The organism is Nonomuraea helvata (assembly GCF_039535785.1).
GTDB classification, from domain to species: domain Bacteria; phylum Actinomycetota; class Actinomycetes; order Streptosporangiales; family Streptosporangiaceae; genus Nonomuraea; species Nonomuraea helvata.
Genome location: NZ_BAAAXV010000005.1, coordinates 390,454 through 407,017 on the forward strand (window position 1 = coordinate 390,454; position 16,564 = coordinate 407,017).

Here is a 16,564-nt window from a genome sequence, read left to right on the forward strand (position 1 = left end):
GCCCCCTGCCGCGCCGGAAGTCTGTACGTCATGAACGACGTACTTGTTGGACGGACCCTGACCAAGAGGTTCGGGCAGACGGTCGCCCTGGGCGGCGTGGACATCACCGTACGGACCGGCGAAGCCGTGGCGATCATGGGGCCGAGCGGTTCCGGCAAGTCGACCCTGCTGCACTGCCTGGCCGGGATCATGAAGCCGGACGCGGGCGAGGTGCACCTGCTCGGCCAGCGCATCGACGCGATGGGCGAGCGCAAGCGCAGCGCGCTGCGGCGCACCCGCTTCGGCTTCGTCTTCCAGTTCGGCCAGCTCCTGCCCGAGCTGCCCGCGGAGGAGAACGTGGCGCTCCCGCTCATGCTGGGCGGGGTGCCGAGGGTCCAGGCGGTACGCCAGGCGCGCGAGTGGTTCGCGCCCCTCGGCCTGCACTCCATGGAGACCAGGCGGCCGGGTGAGCTGTCCGGCGGGCAGGCTCAGCGGGTGGCCATCGCGAGGGCGCTGGTCACCAAGCCGGCCGTGGTGTTCGCCGACGAGCCCACGGGGGCGCTCGACCAGCGGACCGGGCAGGACACGATGCGGCTGCTCGTGGAGGCGACCAAGCACAACCACGCCTGCCTGATCGTCGTCACCCACGACCCGAACGTGGCCGCCTGGTGCGACCGCACGGTCGAGGTCCGTGACGGACAGCTCATGACCGCGAGCGGGGTGCGCGCGTGAACCTCGACCTGACCTGGCGGCTGCTCAAGGGCGCCGGCCGCAAGGGGATGCTGGGCACCTGGCTCACGCTGGGCGCCGTCGCCGTCTCCACGGCGCTGCTGCTGTTCGCCGTGGCCGCGAACTACGCCTTCGAGGCCAGGGCCGACCGCGGCGCCTGGCGCAATCCCGTACCCGCCAAGGAAGGCGCGGTCGCGATCGAGGCGGCCCGCTTCGACTTCGTCGGCGAGCGGGCGATCACGGTCGTCGACCTGGCCGCGCTCAAGAACGGGGTGCACGCGCCGCCCGGGCTGCCCCGCTTCCCCGCTCCCGGCGAGGTGTGGCTCTCCCCCGCGCTGGCCGAGCTGGCCAAGGAGCTCCCGGCGGACCAGCTCGCCAAGCGCTACCCCGACCCCAAGGGCGTGCTGGGCGACGAGGCGCTGGTCTATCCGGACGAGCTGGTCGCTGTCGTCGGCCACAAGCCGGACGCGCCCGAGATGACGGCGCCGCGCAGCGACGACTGGATCATCGGCAAGGGCCCGGCCCGGGTGGCCGATCTCGCGGGCGCCCCGTCGGAGGACTCCGAGGCGTACCGCGTGCTCACGCTGATCGCGAGCGTGCTCATGGTGGTGCCGCTGCTGGTGTTCGGGGGCGCGGCGGCCAGGCTCACGGTCGCCCGGCGTGACCAGCGGCTGGCGACGTTGCGGCTGGTGGGCGCGACGCCGGGCCAGGTGGTCGGTATGACGGTGGCCGAGGCGGCGATCGTCGCGCTGGCGGGCGCGCTGCTCGGCACCGTCGGCTACGCGGTCGCCGCGCCGCTGCTGGCCCGCATCCCGATCGCGGGCGGCCCGTCGTTCGTCTCCGACCTGTTCCCCTCCCCGCTGATCCTGGCCGCGCTGCTGGTGGCGGTGCCGCTGCTGGTGGGCCTGTCCGCGGTGGCGGGGCTGCGGCGGGTCGTGGTGAGCCCGCTCGGGGTGGCCAAGCGCGAGACGCCGCCCGGCATGCGGTTCCTGCGAGTGATCGTCCTGCTGGCCGTGCTGGCGGTGTTCCCGATGCTGACCAGGGGAACCAGCGCCGCGCTCGTGGCGGCGGCGCTCGGGCTGGCGTTCCTGTGCGTCAATCTGGCCGGCCCGTGGGTGGTCGGCATGATCGGCCGGATCACCGCCCGCAGCGCCCGGGCGCCCGCGCGGCTGCTGGCGGGCCGCCGGCTGGTCGACGATCCGCGCTCCGCCTGGCGTACGGTGAGCGGCGTCGCGCTGACCGGCTTCGTCGCGGGCTTCCTCGGCCTGCTCAGCCCCGGTGTGTTCGAGGACGGCCAGGCGCCTCCCCAGCTCCGGATCTCCGCGCCCGCCGCGCAGGGGGCGGCCGTCGCCGACCAGGCCCGCGACCGGCTGCGGGCGGCCGGGATCACCGCGTCGGTGAAGGCCACCGGACGGTCCTCAGCGCCCGTCGTGGTCGCCGCCCTGGGCAGTTCCGCCGACACGGCCACGATCGACCGGGCACGCACCGCGCTCGCCGGGCTCGTCCCCGGGCGTACCCCGACGACGGAGACCGACGACGGGCGGTTCGGCATCCAGATCCTCTCCGACGTCCGGGTGGGCACGATCGTGGTGCTCTCGGTGTCGTTCCTGGTGGCCATCGCCAGCTCGGGGATCACGGCCGCGTCGTCCGTGCTGGACCGGCGGCAGACGTACGGGCTGCTGCGGCTGGCGGGCACGCCGCTGGAGGTGCTCGATCGGGCACGGCGGGCGGAGACGCTCATCCCGCTGACGGTGATGGGGGGCGGGGCGATCCTGGTGGGGGTGTTCTGCGCGGTGCCGTTCATGATCGGCGGGATGAGCATGGTGGGTGTTCTCACGCTGGTGGGCTGCGTCGTCGTGGGCTTCGCCGGTGTGATCGCCGCCGGGGCTCTGAGTCGGCCCCTGCTCCGCTCGGTGACCGCCGACCCGGCCCCGCGCCCGGACTGACGCGCCCGCCACCGCCCCACGCCTCACCGCCCCGGTGCGGGGAAGGCGGCGCGTCAGGCCGCTGTGGGGCCGGAGCTGCCGGGGCTGGCGTGCCAGAGTCGCCTGGGCGGGTCGGTGACGGCGGGGCCGAGGTCGGAGTAGGGCGAGAGGCGGAAGCCGTTGGCGTACTCGATCTTGCGGCCCGTCACCCCCGCCGCCTTGGCCGCCGGCTCGGCGAGGAGCGCGCGGACCGCCTCGATGCCCTCGGCCCGCCAGAGCCTTTCCAGGTCCGCCAGGTTCCAGCAGTCCACCGCCCGCAGCGACACCGCCCGCGTCCCCGTGCGCCTGACCACCCCCTTGGCCAGCATGAGCCACGAGCCGAACACCGTCGCCGCACACCGTCCCTGCACCGACTCGAAGAACGTCAGGTCGATCGGCCCTGTCGAGTCGTCGAGCGTGGTGAAGATGACCCGCTGCCCCGAGCGCACGGCAGGCGTCTGCGTGGCCACCTTGACCCCCGCGACCAGCACCACCGCTCCGTTGCGCTGCTTCAGGAGATCTCTGGAACGTACCACCGCGAGCCCGTCGAGCAGCTCGTCGTAGAAGCTGATGACGTGGCGGCTGATGTCGATGCCCAGGATCTCCAGCTCTGCCTCGACCATCTCCGTCTCCGTCATCTCGGGCAGCTCCCCCGGCGGCAGGTGCTCGGTGAAGCCCAGCGGGAGCTGCACCGACGGCTCCGCCGCGCCGGCGGGCCGCGAGGCGTAGCGCCTGGAGGCGGGCGCGCCCGACCGCACGCCGATCGACGAGCCCCGCTCGAGCGTCCCCACCTGGGCGATCAGGTCGCGGCGGGTCAGCTCGCCCGGACGCCAGCGGGGCCCGCCCGGGTGCAGGTCGTGGAGCGCGTCGAGCCCGCCGACCTGGACGATCCGCTCGATCGTCGGCCGGGAGGGCCGGGCACGGTCCCAGAAGTCGGCCAGCGACGTGTACGGCTGCCCGGCGACCATGCGCTCGACCTCGGCCTCGCTCACCCCCTTGACCGCCGAGAACGGCACCCGCAGCGCGTACCCCTTGCCGATCTCGCCGATCCTGAACTCCTTGCGCACCGGGGTGGAGGCGCCCTTCAGCGAGGAGGGACGCACGCGCAGCCCGAGCCGCTCCACCTGCCAGTCCTTGCCCGACTTGTTGATGTCGAGCGGCAGGATCTTGATCCCGCACTGCCTGGCCTCGTCGATGATGACGCGCGGCGGGTACATGCCCGGCTCGTGCGTGAGCACCCCGGCGAAGAACGCCGCCGCGTGGTGCCGCTTGAGCCAGGCCGACTGGTACGTGGGCAGCGCGAACGCCGCCGCGTGCGCCTTGCAGAAGCCGAAGGCCCCGAACGCGTCCAGCACCTGCCAGGCGCGCTCGACGGCCGCGTCGTCGAAGCCGTTGGCCCTGGCCATGGGCACGAACGTCTTGCGCACCAGCTCCCGCCCCTCCGGCGTGGCCAGCGTGCGCCGCAGCATCTCGGCGAACGACAGGTCCCGCCCCGTCATCACCTCGATGATCCTGAGCACCTGCTCGTGGAAGACCACGACGCCGTGCGTCTCCTTCAGCGCGTCCCGCAGCCTCTCGTGCGGGTAGTTCGGCTTCCGCCACCCGTGCCTGGCCTCCAGGTAGGGGGTGACCATGTCGGAGTTGACCGGGCCCGGCCTGAACAGCGAGATGTCCACGATCAGGTCGTGCATCCTGCGCGGCTCCAGCTTGGCGACCAGCTCGCGCTGCCCCGGAGACTCGATCTGGAAGCAGCCGAGGGTGCGGCTGGCGCAGATCATGTCGTAGGTGTCCTGGTCGTCGTGCGGCACGTACTGGACGCCGGACTCGTCGCCGCTCTGGCTGTCCAGCTCGACCACGACGTCGTCCACCCGCTTGATCTCGCTCAGCGCGTACGCCATCGCGGACTGCATCCGCACGCCCAGCACGTCGAGCTTGAGCAGCCCGGCCTCCTCCACGTCGTCCTTGTCGAACTGCGACATCGGGAAGTCCAGCAGGCTGCGCTCCACCGGGGTCCTGTCCCGCAGGCCCCCGTTGCCGACCAGCACGCCGCACGGGTGCAGCGCGATGTGCCTGGGCAGCCCGTCGAGCTTCTCCGCCAGCCGGAACACCCGGTCGAGCCCCGCCTCGCCGAGCCGGCTCTCGCGCAGTTCGGGCAGGTCGTGGAGGGACGCGGTGATCTGCTTGGCCCTGATGTGCGGGAACGCCTTCGCGATGGCGTCGATCTCGTGCGGCGGCAGGCCCATGGCCCCCGCGACGTCGCGGATGGCGCTGCGCGCCCGGTAGGTCTCCATCATGGACACGCAGGCCACGCGGGCCTCGCCGTACTGCTCGAAGATGGCCTTGTAGCAGTCGAGGCGGCGGGCCGACTCCACGTCCACGTCGATGTCGGGCAGCCCGACGCGGCCCTCCGACAGGAAGCGCTCCATGAGCAGGCCGTGGTCGATGGGGTTCACCTCGCCGATGCCGATGAGGTAGTTGACCAGGCTGCCCGCGCCCGAGCCGCGGATGGCGCAGCGGATGCCCCTGCCGCGGATCATGTCGGTGATGCCGGCCACGGCGATGAAGTATCCGGACAGGCGCTTGCGCTCGATGATGGCCATCTCGTCCCTGAGGCGCCGCCTGGCCTCGCCGGAGCGGTCGAGGCCGCGCCTGATCAGCCCGTCCTCCACCCGGTGGCGCAGCAGCGGCACCGGGTCGCGGCCGATCTCGGGCAGGTGCAGGTTGGGCGGGTCGCTCCGCAGCGCGAGCAGCTCGACCGGCTCCACCGCGCACGCCTCGGCCAGCCGCCTGGTCGTGAACAGCAGCCGCGCCACCCGCTCCTGGTCCGCGCCGCAGACCTTGGTCGCCACCTGCCACATCTCCTTGGTGCTCTTGAGATAGGCGTGGGAGGTCATGCGGTCGAGGTGGCGCGGGTGCAGCGGGACGAGCTGGCGGGCCGCGTCGAGCACGTCGCCGACCTGGTGGTCGGCCGGGTCGAGGTAGCGCACCGCGTTGGTCAGCACCGCCGGGACGCCCATGGACTCGGCCAGGCCGAGCATGTGCACGGCCGTGGTGGCGTCGCGGAAGCCGTACTGGTCGACCAGCTCGATCACCACGCCGGGCACCGCGGCACGCCAGAGCCCGAGCAGCGTCCTGGCCTGCTCGTCGCGCCGCTCGGCCACCGCGCGGCCCACGTCGGACCTGGGGCCGAGCAGCACCACGAGCCCGTCCTCGGCGCCGAACCCGTGGTCGCCGCCGTGCCCGTCATCGCGCCCGCCGGCCCACTCGCCGATCAGCTCGCGGCTCACCTTGGGCGTGCCGCGCTCGCCGGCGTAGTGCGCGGCCGTGACCAGGCGGGACAGCCGGGACCAGCCCTTGGCGCGGGCCAGCACCGTGACACGGTCCTCGGCGTTCGGCCCGGTCTTGGGGCGGGGCGCGCGGCGTCCGGGCATGTCCAGCCCGGGCACCCCGAGCCCCGGCAGCGGCGGGAGGACGTCGAGCGCCAGGTTGACGCCGAAGACCGCGGAGATCCCGGCGTCCGCGCACGCCTGGGCGTGCTTGACCGCGCCGTAGAGGCCGTCGCGGTCGGTCAGCGCGAGGATGTCCATCCCGTGCTCGACCGCCCGGCTCACCAGCGCCTGCGGGAAGGCCGTGCCGTAGCGCATGGAGTACGCGGAGCAGACGCTGAGGTGCGGGAACGGCGGCGCCATCAGTCCCACGCCCTCAGGAGCAGCCAGCCGTTGCCGGCGGTGTCGTAACGCAGCTCGTACGAGCCCACCTCGCGCCCGGGGCCGGCCTCCACCCGCCAGAACTTGCGCTCGCCCGGGTCGCCGTCGCCGGTCTTCCACCACTCGCGCGCGACCACCCAGTGGTCGAGGACCCGGCGGACGAGATAGAGCCGGTCGCGCCAGACGAACTGGGTCGGCTCCCCGTCCCTGGTCCACACCTCTATCGGATCGCCATAGAGTCTGCTCAAGACGCTTTCTCCCCGCGGCTCTGGTCGTATGCTGAGCCACCCGGGGGAAGACGGGTGTGCTTATAGGTCGAACATATGTTCTTAAGGCGTCCCGCGCAAGTCGTGCGCCGGGGTCGCCACCCCGGCTTCTTCCCTCGTACAGGGGCGTACACGTCCACCTGCGTGGCTCGCGGCGTATCGGTAAGCTTGCGCGGCGTGAGCGGCGAAACCTCCCACATCGGGCGCTACAGATTAGTCAGCGTGCTGGGGCGCGGCGGCATGGGCACGGTCCATCTCGCCGAGGACCCCGCTGGGCAGCGGGTCGCCGTCAAAGTGATCAACCCGGAGCTGACCCAGCACGAGCAGTTCCGCATGCGCTTCCGCAGGGAGGCGGACGCCGCCCGCAGGGTGCGCAGGTTCTGCACGGCCGCGGTGATCGAGGCCGCCCTCGACGGCGACCAGCTCTACGTCGTCACCGAATACGTCCCCGGGCCGAACCTCGAAGCCGCCGTGCTCCAGTCCGGCCCCCTGCGCGGCTCCAGTCTCGACGCGCTGGCCGTCAGCGTGGCCACCGCCCTGACCGCCATCCACGGAGCCGGGGTCGTGCACCGGGACCTCAAGCCGTCGAACGTGCTGCTGTCGCCCGTGGGACCACGCGTGATCGACTTCGGCATCGCGCGGGCGCTCGACACGCTCGGCGGCGTCACGGGCACCGGCGAGCTGGTCGGAACGCCCCGCTACATGGCTCCCGAGGTGCTGCGGGGCGAGCCGGTCTCCCCGGCCTGCGACGTGTTCTCGTGGGGATGCCTGGTCGCGTTCGCCGCGAGCGGGCGGGCGCCGTTCGGCGGCGACACGCTGCCCGCGATCGTCTACCAGGTGCTCAACACCGAGCCGACCCTCGACGAGGTCGAGCCAGGCCTGCGCGAGCTGGTCAGGGCGGCGCTGCGCAAGGACCCGGCCATGCGGCCCACCGCGCAGCAGCTGCTCGACCACCTCGTCGGGCGGTCGGCCGCGCCCGAGCAGGCGGCGCAGACCGCGCAGGTGACCTGGCAGCAGGCCACGGCGGCGTACACGTCCGTCCAGCAGCCGTCCAAGGGCGGCCGCGCCAAGCTGATCGCCGGGCTCGCGGCGGCCGCGGCGGTGCTCGTGGCCGGGTCCGTGGCCGCGTGGGCGGTGTTCGCGCCCGGCGGGCCGCCCGACGACCTGGGCGTGCTCTACCGCGAGGACTTCACGCAGACCTCCGGCGGCTGGAACGGCACCTACGACCCTGACGCGTCCTCCAGCTACGGATACCGGACGGACGGGACGTACGGGCTGGATGTGGAGGATGGCTCCGAGGAGCGGTGGGCGAAGGCCCCCATACCATTCCTCATCGCCAAGCCGACCGGCACGCCCGACCCCTCGGCCACGCCCACGCCGATGCTGCCCTCATCCGTCGTCGTCGCCGTCACCGCCGAGGTCAAGAAGCACGCCGGCACCGGCGAGTACGGCGTGTACTGCCACAACGCCGACGATGACGACACGTACTACGAGTTCGCCCTCGACACGACGGGGAAGGCCAGGATCCGGCGGATCGTGGACGGGGCGGGCGGCACGCTGGCCCAGCCCGTGCAGGTCGACGGGCTGCCCGGCAAGGCCAGGCTGGTGGCGTCGTGCGAGCAGGCCGGGTCCGCCGTGCGGCTGACGATGTGGGTGAACGACCGGCGGGTCCACCAGGTGGACGACCCGAACGGGCTCGGCAACGGGTACGTGGGGCTGTTCGCCCGTACGCCCAAGGACGGGACCTCCATGCTGAAGACGGCGTTCGACGACTTCGAGCTGCGCGGCCGGAAGGAGCCCTAGAGGACCCCCGCACGGGCGGCGGCCAGGGCCGCGTCCGCGGCGCGGTCGGCGTCGCGCTCGGTCACCGGCTCGTGCGCCACGAACAACCGGTAGTAGACGGGTGCGACCGCGACCCTGATCACCTCCCTGACGTCGACGATGTCGGGGAGCTCGCCGCGCCCGATCGCGCGCCGCACGACCTCGGCCGACTGCTCGTGGCGGGCCACGAAGAAGTCGTGCAGCGCCCGTGCCGCGTCGGGGTCCTGCACGGCCGCCGACACGAACGCCGACGAGACCGGCCCCAGCTCCGGATCGTCGAACCCGCTCCGTACGAGCTGGACGATGCCCCGCAGGTCGCCCTCGATCGAGCCGGTGTCGGGAACGGGCCACGGCTCGTCCCTGGCCAGCTCGAGCGCGTCGGAGATCAGCCCCGCGACGCTGCCCCAGCGCCGGTAGACGGTCGTCTTGTGCACGCCTGAGCGCTCGGCCACGTTCTCCACGGTCAGGCCCCGGTATCCGTGCTCGGCCAGCTCGGCGAGCGTGGCCTGGCGCACGGCGTCGCGCACCCGCGCGCTCCGTCCTCCAGGTCGCTTGTTCGATTCCAAAAACTACTCCAGTTGCGTTAACGTCCATCCCCGTGGGAGGCTAAAGCTACAACAGTTGCGATTGGAGGTCCATGATATGAGTCGCACCAGACCGGCCGGCGAAGGGCCGCACAGGTTCACCCTGATCGACGGGGGCTCGCCGTACGGCATCGCCGCCGGCCCGGACGGGGCGCTCTGGTTCACGCTCGCCCACGAGGGGCGTGTCGGCAGGGTGTCGCCCGGCCAGGAGCCCGTGATCCATCAGCTCGATCCGGCGGACGGGCAGCCGAGCGTGATCACGCCGGGAGCCGACGGGGCGATGTGGTTCACGGAGGGGAAGGGCGGCCGGGTCTGCCGGATCACCGCCGACGGGGAGGTGACCTCCTACGAGGCCGACTCGCCGTACGGCATCGCCGCGGGGCCGGACGGGGCCATGTGGTTCACCCAGATGCAGAGCGGCAGGATCGGGCGCATCGGGCCCGGTGGGGAGCGGGCGGAGTTCGAGGTGCCGGTGGAGGGCGGGATGCCCGCCTTCATCACCGCCGGGCCGGACGACGCGCTCTGGTTCACGATCAACCAGGGCAACGCCATCGGGCGCGTCTCCCTGACGGGGCAGGTCACCGTTCATCCGCTCCCGACAGAGGGCGCCGCCCCGGTGGGGATCACGCTGGGGCCGGACGGGGCGCTCTGGTTCGTGGAGATCGGCGCGGGCCAGGTGGGCCGGATCGACGTTTCCGGAAAAATCACCGAATACCCGCTTCCCGACCGGGCCGCGCGACCGCACGCGATCATCACCGGCCCCGACGGCGCCCTCTGGTTCACCGAATGGGCCGTCGACCGCCTCGGCCGCATCACCACCGACGGCGCCATCGAAGAGCACCCGCTCCAGCCTCTGCCGGCCGAGCTCGGGGAAGAAAGGAAGGCCGAGCCTCATGGGCTGACGATCGGGCCCGACGGGGCGATCTGGGTCGCCCTGGAGGCGGGCGCCCTGGCCCGGCACGGGTGATGCGAGGCGAGGTTACCCGGGGTGGGAATGAACCGGGGGGCGGGGAGTTGACTAAAGGTATGCATGCCATCATCGTCTCCGCCCAGGGCGGCCCAGAGGTTCTCGAATACGTCGAGCGGCCGGACCCGGTCCCCGGCGCAGGGGAAATCGTGGTCGACGTCGCGGCCAGCGGTGTCAACTTCATCGACATCTACCACCGCTCCGGCACGTACCCGCTCGATGTGCCCACTCCTATCGGCTCCGAAGGCGCGGGCACGGTCTCCGCGGTCGGCCCCGGGGTGGAAGGGGTGGCCGTGGGCGACACCGTGGCCTGGGTCAACATCCTGGGCAGCTACGCCGAGAAGGCCGTCATCCCCGCCGATCGGGCGGTGCCCGTGCCCGACGGCGTCCCGGCGGACGTGGCGGCGGCGGCGATGCTCCAGGGGATGACGGCCCACTACCTCACCCACTCCACCCACGAGGTGCGGGCCGGGGAGAATGTGCTCGTCCACGCCGGAGCCGGCGGCATGGGGCAGCTGCTCATCCAGCTCGCCAAGCTCAAGGGCGCCAAGGTCTACACCACCGTCTCCACCGCCGAGAAGGAGAAGCTGGCCCGGGAGGCCGGGGCCGACGAGGTGCTGCGGTACGACGACTTCGCGGCGACGCTGCGCAACACGATCGACGTCGTGTACGACGGCGTCGGGAAGGCCACGTTCGAAGGCGGGCTGGAGGCGCTGCGGCCGCGCGGCCTCATGGCCCTGTACGGCGCCGCGAGCGGCCCCGTACCCCCGTTCGATCCCCAGCTCCTCAACAAGCACGGCTCGGTCTTCCTCACCAGGCCCTCGCTCGTCCACTACATAGTCGAGCGCGCCGAGCTGCTCCAGCGCGCCTCCGACCTGTTCGGGTGGATCGCGGCCGGCCGGCTCACCATCAACGTCTCCCACCGCTACCCGCTGGCCGAGGCGCGGCAGGCGCACGAGGACCTGGCAGCCCGCCGTACGACCGGGAAACTCCTCCTCATACCCTGACCGCATGGACATCGCAGGATCAGTCTGGTCGTTCGCCGCCGTAGTGGCCCTGCTCACGCTCACCCCCGGCCTCGACACGGCGCTCATCCTGCGTACGTCGGTGCTGGCGGGCAGGCGGCCGGCCTGGGGCGTGACACTGGGCATCCAGGTCGGCACGCTCACCTGGGGCGTGGTCACCGCGGCGGGGCTGTCGGCGCTCCTGTCCGCCTCCCGGCTCGGCTATGAGATCCTGCGCTGGGCCGGGGTGGCGTACCTGGTGTGGATGGGCCTGCGCATGATCCTGGCCAGGCAGGCGGCGCACGACGAGCCGGAGCAGGCGGTGCGGTTCATGGGCGGGTTCACCCGGGGGCTGGTCACGAACCTGCTCAACCCCAAGGTCGGGGCGTTCTACGTGGCCGTGCTGCCGCAGTTCATCCCGGAGGGGGCGCCGCACGCGGCCATGGGGCTGCTGCTGGCCGGCGTGCACGTGGCCGAGGGGCTGCTGTGGAGCGCGGTGCTGATCGGGTTCGCGTCGTTGATGAGCGGCTTCCTGCGCACGCCCACCGTGCGGCGCGTCCTCGACCGCCTGACCGGCGTGGTCATCGTCGGCTTCGGCATCCGCCTCGCCGTGACGGACTGAAGCCCGGACGGACTGAAGCCCGCCGTGCCGGACTGAAGCCCGCCGTTCCGGACTGAAGCCCCGCCGGTCCCACGCCGCTCTCCGGTGAAAGGCGGCGTGCGGATGGCTTTGCTTCCGGGACGCGGCAACGAGAGGGTGGAGTGCGTGGAGACGGCGTACGTGCTCGGTGGCGGGGGTGTGCTCGGCGCGCACGAGGTGGGCATGCTGCAGGCCCTCGACGAGGCCGGCATCGGCCCCGACCTCGTGGTGGGCACCTCGGTCGGCGCGCTGAACGGGGCGGTCATCGCCGCCGCCCCTTCCGAGGCGGTCGCCCGGCTGGTGTCGCTGTGGCGCTCCGACGTCGTACGTACGGCGTTCACCGGCTCCTGGGTGGCCCGGCTGTCCACGCTGGCCAAGACCGGCACCCATCTGCACTCGATCGGGCCGTTGCGCGAGGTCCTGAGCGAGACCGTGCCGGTTTCCCGGATCGAGGAGCTGGAGGTGCCCTTCCAGTGCGTGGCGGCCTCGGTCGAGCGGGCCGCGGCCCACTGGTTCGCGGAGGGGCCGCTGGTGGACGCGGTGCTGGCGTCGTGCGCGGTGCCCGGGCTGCTGCCGCCCGTCGTGATCGGCGGCGAGCACTTCTACGACGGAGGGCTGGTGCACAGCATCCCCGTCGGGCGGGCCGTACGCCTCGGAGCCAAGCGCGTCTTCGTCCTGCACGTCGGCCGGATCGAACGGCCGCTGGCGCCGCCCAGACGGTTCTGGGAGGTGGGCATGGTGGCGTTCGAGATCGCGCGCAGGCACCGGTTCGCCGAGGACATGTCCAGCCTGCCGCCGGGGGTGGAGGTGCACGTGCTCCCCGCCGGCGTGACCGAGCCGCTGTCCACGCTGCGCTACCGCGACGTCTCGCAGATCTCCGCCTGCATCGAGCGGGCCTACCTCGCCTCTTCGCACTATCTGCGGAACAGAGGAGGATGAAGGGTAGACCGTTCCGGGGAGGCCACAGTGCTCCCACCGCGTATCCTGCGCCGGCTCGTGCTGGCACCTCTCGTCATCGTCATGACCGTGTTCATGCTGGTGACGCTGCCGTTCTGGCTCGTCGTCACGGCGGCCGCCTCGCTGCGCCTGCCGCCGCCGCAGCGCAGGGGGCTGAGGTTCGTCTGGTTCGGCACGGCGTGGCTGACGCTGGAGTCGGCCGTGCTGATCGCCTGCCTGTGGCTGTGGGTGGCGGGCGGGGCCCGGCGCCAGGAGCGGCACTACGCGCTGATCAGGTGGTTCCTGTCCGAGGTGTACGCGGCGGCGGTGCGGATCTTCCAGCTGACCCTGGAGATCCAGGAGCCCGAGCCGACCGCCGAGGAGCGGGCCGCCCGGCTGACTCGGCCGGTGATCGTGCTGGCGCGGCACGCGGGGCCCGGCGACTCTTTTTTGCTGATTTATCACCTTCTAGCGATCTATGGGCGGCGGCCGCGCATCGTCATGAAGGCCGCACTCCAGTACGACCCCTCGCTGGACGTGGTGATCAACCGGCTGCCGAACGCGTTCGTCCCCCGCGAGTCAGGACAGCAGCGGGTCGTCGAGGAGATCCGCCGCCTCGCCGCCACGATGGGAGACCAGGACGCCCTGGTGATCTTCCCCGAGGGCGGCAACTTCACCCCGCGCCGCCGCCGGCTGGCCATCCGGCGTCTGGAGGAGAAGGGGCTGGCCGAGGAGGCGGAGCGGGCGCGCGGCATGGACCACCTGCTGCCGCCCCGGCCGAAGGGCGCCATCACGGCCCTCGAGGCGTGCCCGACGGCGGACGTCATCTTCGTCGCGCACACCGGGCTCGACGACCTCATCACGTTGGGGGACGTCTGGCGCAAGCTGCCCGTCAGCGCTCACATCACCGCCAAATGGTGGCGGGTGCCGGCTGCCGAGGTGCCGCGTGAGCGGGATGAGCGGGTGCGGTGGCTGTACGACCACTGGGAGCAGATCGACGCCTGGATCGACGCCCAGCGCCGGGCCCGCGCCCCTGCCGACCACCCGGCACCCGGCCCGGGCTAGCGACCCGGTGCGCTCCGCTCGTCGGTGAGGGCCCCTTGGAGGGGGAACGAGCCACGTACCGTCGGGATGGCCTCGATCAGAGGTATGAGCTGGGTGACGTCGTCACGGTTCCCGCCGGTCAGCGACACCGCCGGCGGAATGCCGTGCCTTCGGCGATCACTTTGTCAGGCGTCCAAAGCGGCCCGCGCTCCCGGGGGCAGGAACGGGACGTCCTGCGGGCCGTGCTCGATGAGGCGGAGCAGCGCGTCCGTGTCGAGGTGCCGCTCCACCAGGTCGCCGAGCGCGTCGAGCCGCTCCTCCCTGAGCCCCGCGAAGTCCGTGTCCGGAGCCGGCACGAAGTCGCGCCCGGCCCGCGCGGCCACGTCGGCCAGGAAGGCCCGGCGGAAGCCGTCGTTCTCCAGGGCGCCGTGCCAGGTGGTGCCCCAGACGTTCCCGTCACGGCAGCCGTCGAGGAACGGCTCGCCCCCGTCCACCGAGGCCACCCCGTGGTGGATCTCGTACGCGCGCACCGGCTCCCCGTATGCCGTGCCTTCCGGCCGCCCGAGCCGCTTCTCCTTCGCGAACTCGACGCGTACCGGCAGCCTGCCCAGCCCCTCGACCTTCCCCTCCCCCGACTCCACCTCGTCCACGATCTCCCGCCCGAGCATCTGGAACCCGCCGCAGATCCCCAGCACGGGCCCCACACGGGCCGTGATCGCCGCCGCCAGGCCCCGCTCGCGCAGCCACGCCAGGTCGCTGACCGTGGCCCGGGAGCCCGGCAGCACCACCAGGTCGGCGTCGTCCAGCTCGACCGGGTCGGTCACGAAGCGCACCACGACCCCCGGCTCGGCGGCCAGGGCGTCCACGTCGGTGAAGTTCGAGATCCGCGGCAGCCGCACGACCGCCACCCGGAGGGTCTGCCTGCCGTACGGCTCGCGCACCGCGACCCTGCGCCCGTCCAGGGCCAGCGAGTCCTCGACGTCCAGCCAGAGCCCGTCGAGCCAGGGCAGGACACCGTAGACCTCGCGGCCCGTCAGCCGCCTGAGCATGTCGAGCCCGGGCTCGAGGAGCTCGCGGGCACCGCGGAACTTGTTGACGACAAATCCGGAAATGTGGGATTGGTCATCGGCGTCCAGCAGACCCACCGTGCCGTAGAACGCGGCGAACACCCCTCCCCTGTCGATGTCGCCGACCACGATCACGGGCAGGTTCGCGGCCCTGGCCAGGCCCATGTTGGCGAGGTCGCCGCGACGCAGGTTGATCTCGGCGGGGCTGCCCGCGCCCTCGCAGACCACCACGTCGTACCGCTTCCTGAGCCGCTCCAGCGCCTCCAGGGCGGTGGTGCGGAGGAGGTCCTTGAGCGCGCCGTACTCCATCGCGTCCACGTCCGCCACCGGGCTGCCCATGAGGACGACCTGGCTGCGGCGGTCGCTGCCCGGTTTGAGGAGGACGGGGTTCATGTCGGCCGCCGGCTCCAGGTAGGCGGCCTGCGCCTGCATCGCCTGCGCGCGGCCGATCTCGGCGCCCTCCGCGGTGACGTACGAGTTGAGCGACATGTTCTGGGCCTTGAAGGGCGCGACGCGCACACCCCTGCGGGCCAGCCACCGGCAGATGCCGGCGGTCACCACACTCTTGCCCGCGTCGGACGTGGTCCCCGCGACCAGCAACCCGCCTCTGACCATGCGATCACCGTATCGGAGCGTTCAAGGTCATATGCTGCCCGCATGCCCGCCTCGGATCTGCCCATCTGCCGCACCTGCGGCGTCCAGTACGGTGAGCCGCGCCCCGACTGCCCGATCTGCGAGGACGAACGCCAGTACGTCGGCTGGGACGGCCAGCAGTGGACCACCATGGCGGGCCTGGCAGCCGAGGGTCATCGGGGCCGGGTCGAGGAGGAGGGCCCGGACGTGATCGGCATCGGCACCTCCCCGCCCACGGCGATCGGCCAGCGTGCCCTGCTCGTCCGCACACCCGAGGGCAACGTGCTCTGGGACATGGTCTCGTACGTGGACGACGACCTGGTCGCGCAGGTCAAGGAGCTGGGCGGGCTGACAGCCATCGCCATCAGCCACCCGCACTTCTACGGCTCCATGATCGAGTGGGCCCGGGCCTTCGACGCCCCCGTGTACATCCATGCCTCCGACAGGCAGTGGGTGGCCAGGCCGGACGACGCGGTGGTCTTCTGGGAGGGCGACACGCACCGGCTGTCCGAGGACCTCACCTTGATCAACGCGGGTGTGCACTTCGAGGGCGGCCAGGTGCTGCACTCGTCGGCCAAGAACGCGCTGTTCTCGGGAGACATCCTCACGGTCGTCCAGGACCGGCGCTGGGTGAGCTTCATGTACAGCTACCCCAACTTCATCCCCGAACGTCCGCACGTCGTGCGCCGTGCCCTGGACCTGCTGGAGCCGTACGAGTTCGAGAGGGTTTACGGGGGCTGGTGGAAGCGCGTCGTGTACACGGACGGCACGGAGGCCGTCCGCCGCTCGGCCGAGCGCTACCTGACCTTCGCCGAGGGCAGGTGAGCGGGGCTCAGTACCCGCCCTCGCGCCTCCCCCCTTCCTGACCGCCGCTCTCGCCACGAACGCCATGCTCGCCACGGACGCCGCTCTCGCCCTGGCCGCCGCTCTCGCCCTGGCCGCCGCCGTAGCGGCGCTGCACCGCGTCGGCGCCCTTCGAGATCTGCTCGTCGTACTTGTGGCCGGTGCGCTCCTTGGCGATCTGCTCGGCCCGGTCGAGCAGCTGGTCCGCCTGCTTGGAGTGTCCTCTGGCCAGGTTCTCGGCCTTCTTCAGCCACTCCCCGATGCGGCTCATGGTCTTCCCCTTCCTTCCGGTCTTCCCGAGTGCGATCGTTCGCCCCCTACCCCCGCATCCAGCACATTCACCACGGCAGCGGCGGAGGCGATCTGTCGGCGCGGCCCCG

General features: G+C 72.2%; 14 protein-coding genes and 1 pseudogene. 9 read left to right on the forward strand and 6 right to left on the reverse strand.

The window, feature by feature from the left end:
• Window positions 1-30 precede the first annotated feature (30 nt).
• Both ABD830_RS21170 and ABD830_RS21175 read left to right on the forward strand, forming a co-directional pair.
• Window positions 31-711, forward strand: coding sequence for an ABC transporter ATP-binding protein (locus ABD830_RS21170; RefSeq protein ID WP_344989851.1), 681 nt, complete (start codon window positions 31-33; stop codon window positions 709-711).
• On the forward strand, window positions 708-2,654 hold the full coding sequence (locus ABD830_RS21175; RefSeq protein ID WP_344989853.1) for an FtsX-like permease family protein: 1,947 nt from the start codon (window positions 708-710) through the stop codon (window positions 2,652-2,654). Before ABD830_RS21170 ends, ABD830_RS21175 begins: the two co-directional genes overlap by 4 nt.
• 53 nt (window positions 2,655-2,707) lie before the next feature.
• Here the strand turns inward: ABD830_RS21175 and ABD830_RS21180 are convergent, their stop codons facing one another.
• Both ABD830_RS21180 and ABD830_RS21185 read right to left on the reverse strand, forming a co-directional pair.
• Window positions 2,708-6,361 carry a DNA polymerase III subunit alpha gene (locus tag ABD830_RS21180; protein WP_344992964.1) on the reverse strand — a complete coding sequence of 1,218 codons (3,654 nt, stop codon included), beginning with the start codon at window positions 6,359-6,361 and terminating at the stop codon, window positions 2,708-2,710.
• Entirely contained in the window at window positions 6,361-6,627 is a 267-nt protein-coding gene (locus ABD830_RS21185) for a DUF6504 family protein (RefSeq protein ID WP_344989855.1), read from the reverse strand. Before ABD830_RS21185 ends, ABD830_RS21180 begins: the two co-directional genes overlap by 1 nt.
• A 195-nt stretch (window positions 6,628-6,822) precedes the next feature.
• Between ABD830_RS21185 and ABD830_RS21190 the strand changes: the two genes are divergently transcribed.
• Entirely contained in the window at window positions 6,823-8,448 is a 1,626-nt protein-coding gene (locus tag ABD830_RS21190) for a serine/threonine-protein kinase (protein ID WP_344989858.1), read from the forward strand.
• On the opposite strand, the gene ABD830_RS21195 is transcribed toward ABD830_RS21190, so the two are convergent.
• Window positions 8,445-8,993, reverse strand: a complete 549-nt coding sequence (locus ABD830_RS21195) for a TetR/AcrR family transcriptional regulator (RefSeq protein ID WP_344989861.1) — start codon at window positions 8,991-8,993, stop codon at window positions 8,445-8,447. The two genes, ABD830_RS21190 and ABD830_RS21195, sit on opposite strands and share 4 nt — an antisense overlap.
• A 115-nt stretch (window positions 8,994-9,108) precedes the next feature.
• On the opposite strand from ABD830_RS21195, the gene ABD830_RS21200 reads away from it, so the two are divergent.
• The 5 genes from ABD830_RS21200 to ABD830_RS21220 all read left to right on the forward strand — a co-directional run bounded on the left by ABD830_RS21200 (window position 9,109) and on the right by ABD830_RS21220 (window position 13,662).
• On the forward strand, window positions 9,109-10,017 hold the full coding sequence (locus tag ABD830_RS21200; protein ID WP_344989864.1) for a Vgb family protein: 909 nt from the start codon (window positions 9,109-9,111) through the stop codon (window positions 10,015-10,017).
• A 59-nt stretch (window positions 10,018-10,076) separates the two neighbouring features.
• The gene (locus ABD830_RS21205) at window positions 10,077-11,024 is read left to right on the forward strand and encodes a quinone oxidoreductase family protein (protein WP_344989866.1); all 948 of its coding nucleotides are present in this window, start codon (window positions 10,077-10,079) and stop codon (window positions 11,022-11,024) included.
• Window positions 11,025-11,028: 4 nt separating this feature from the next.
• Window positions 11,029-11,643: a LysE family translocator gene (locus tag ABD830_RS21210; RefSeq protein ID WP_344989869.1), complete on the forward strand. Its 615-nt coding sequence runs from the start codon at window positions 11,029-11,031 to the stop codon at window positions 11,641-11,643.
• 102 nt (window positions 11,644-11,745) lie between these two features.
• Window positions 11,746-12,600 (forward strand): patatin-like phospholipase family protein, encoded by an 855-nt coding sequence (locus ABD830_RS21215; protein WP_344989872.1) that lies wholly within the window; start codon window positions 11,746-11,748, stop codon window positions 12,598-12,600.
• 27 nt (window positions 12,601-12,627) lie between these two features.
• Window positions 12,628-13,662: a 1-acyl-sn-glycerol-3-phosphate acyltransferase gene (locus ABD830_RS21220; protein WP_344989875.1), complete on the forward strand. Its 1,035-nt coding sequence runs from the start codon at window positions 12,628-12,630 to the stop codon at window positions 13,660-13,662.
• Between the two features lie 50 nt (window positions 13,663-13,712).
• Here the strand turns inward: ABD830_RS21220 and ABD830_RS21225 are convergent.
• Both ABD830_RS21225 and ABD830_RS21230 read right to left on the reverse strand, forming a co-directional pair.
• Window positions 13,713-13,805 (reverse strand): annotated as a pseudogene (locus tag ABD830_RS21225) (IS5/IS1182 family transposase); the annotation flags it as partial.
• Between the two features lie 21 nt (window positions 13,806-13,826).
• Window positions 13,827-15,323 (reverse strand): cobyric acid synthase, encoded by a 1,497-nt coding sequence (locus tag ABD830_RS21230; protein ID WP_344989878.1) that lies wholly within the window; start codon window positions 15,321-15,323, stop codon window positions 13,827-13,829.
• Between the two features lie 42 nt (window positions 15,324-15,365).
• Here ABD830_RS21230 and ABD830_RS21235 point away from each other — a divergent pair, with 42 nt between their 5' ends.
• Entirely contained in the window at window positions 15,366-16,166 is an 801-nt protein-coding gene (locus ABD830_RS21235; protein WP_344989880.1) for an MBL fold metallo-hydrolase, read from the forward strand.
• Between the two features lie 7 nt (window positions 16,167-16,173).
• Here the strand turns inward: ABD830_RS21235 and ABD830_RS21240 are convergent, their stop codons facing one another.
• A complete protein-coding gene (locus ABD830_RS21240) occupies window positions 16,174-16,455 on the reverse strand; it encodes an antitoxin (protein ID WP_344989883.1) in 282 nt (93 codons plus the stop codon).
• Window positions 16,456-16,564 lie beyond the last annotated feature (109 nt).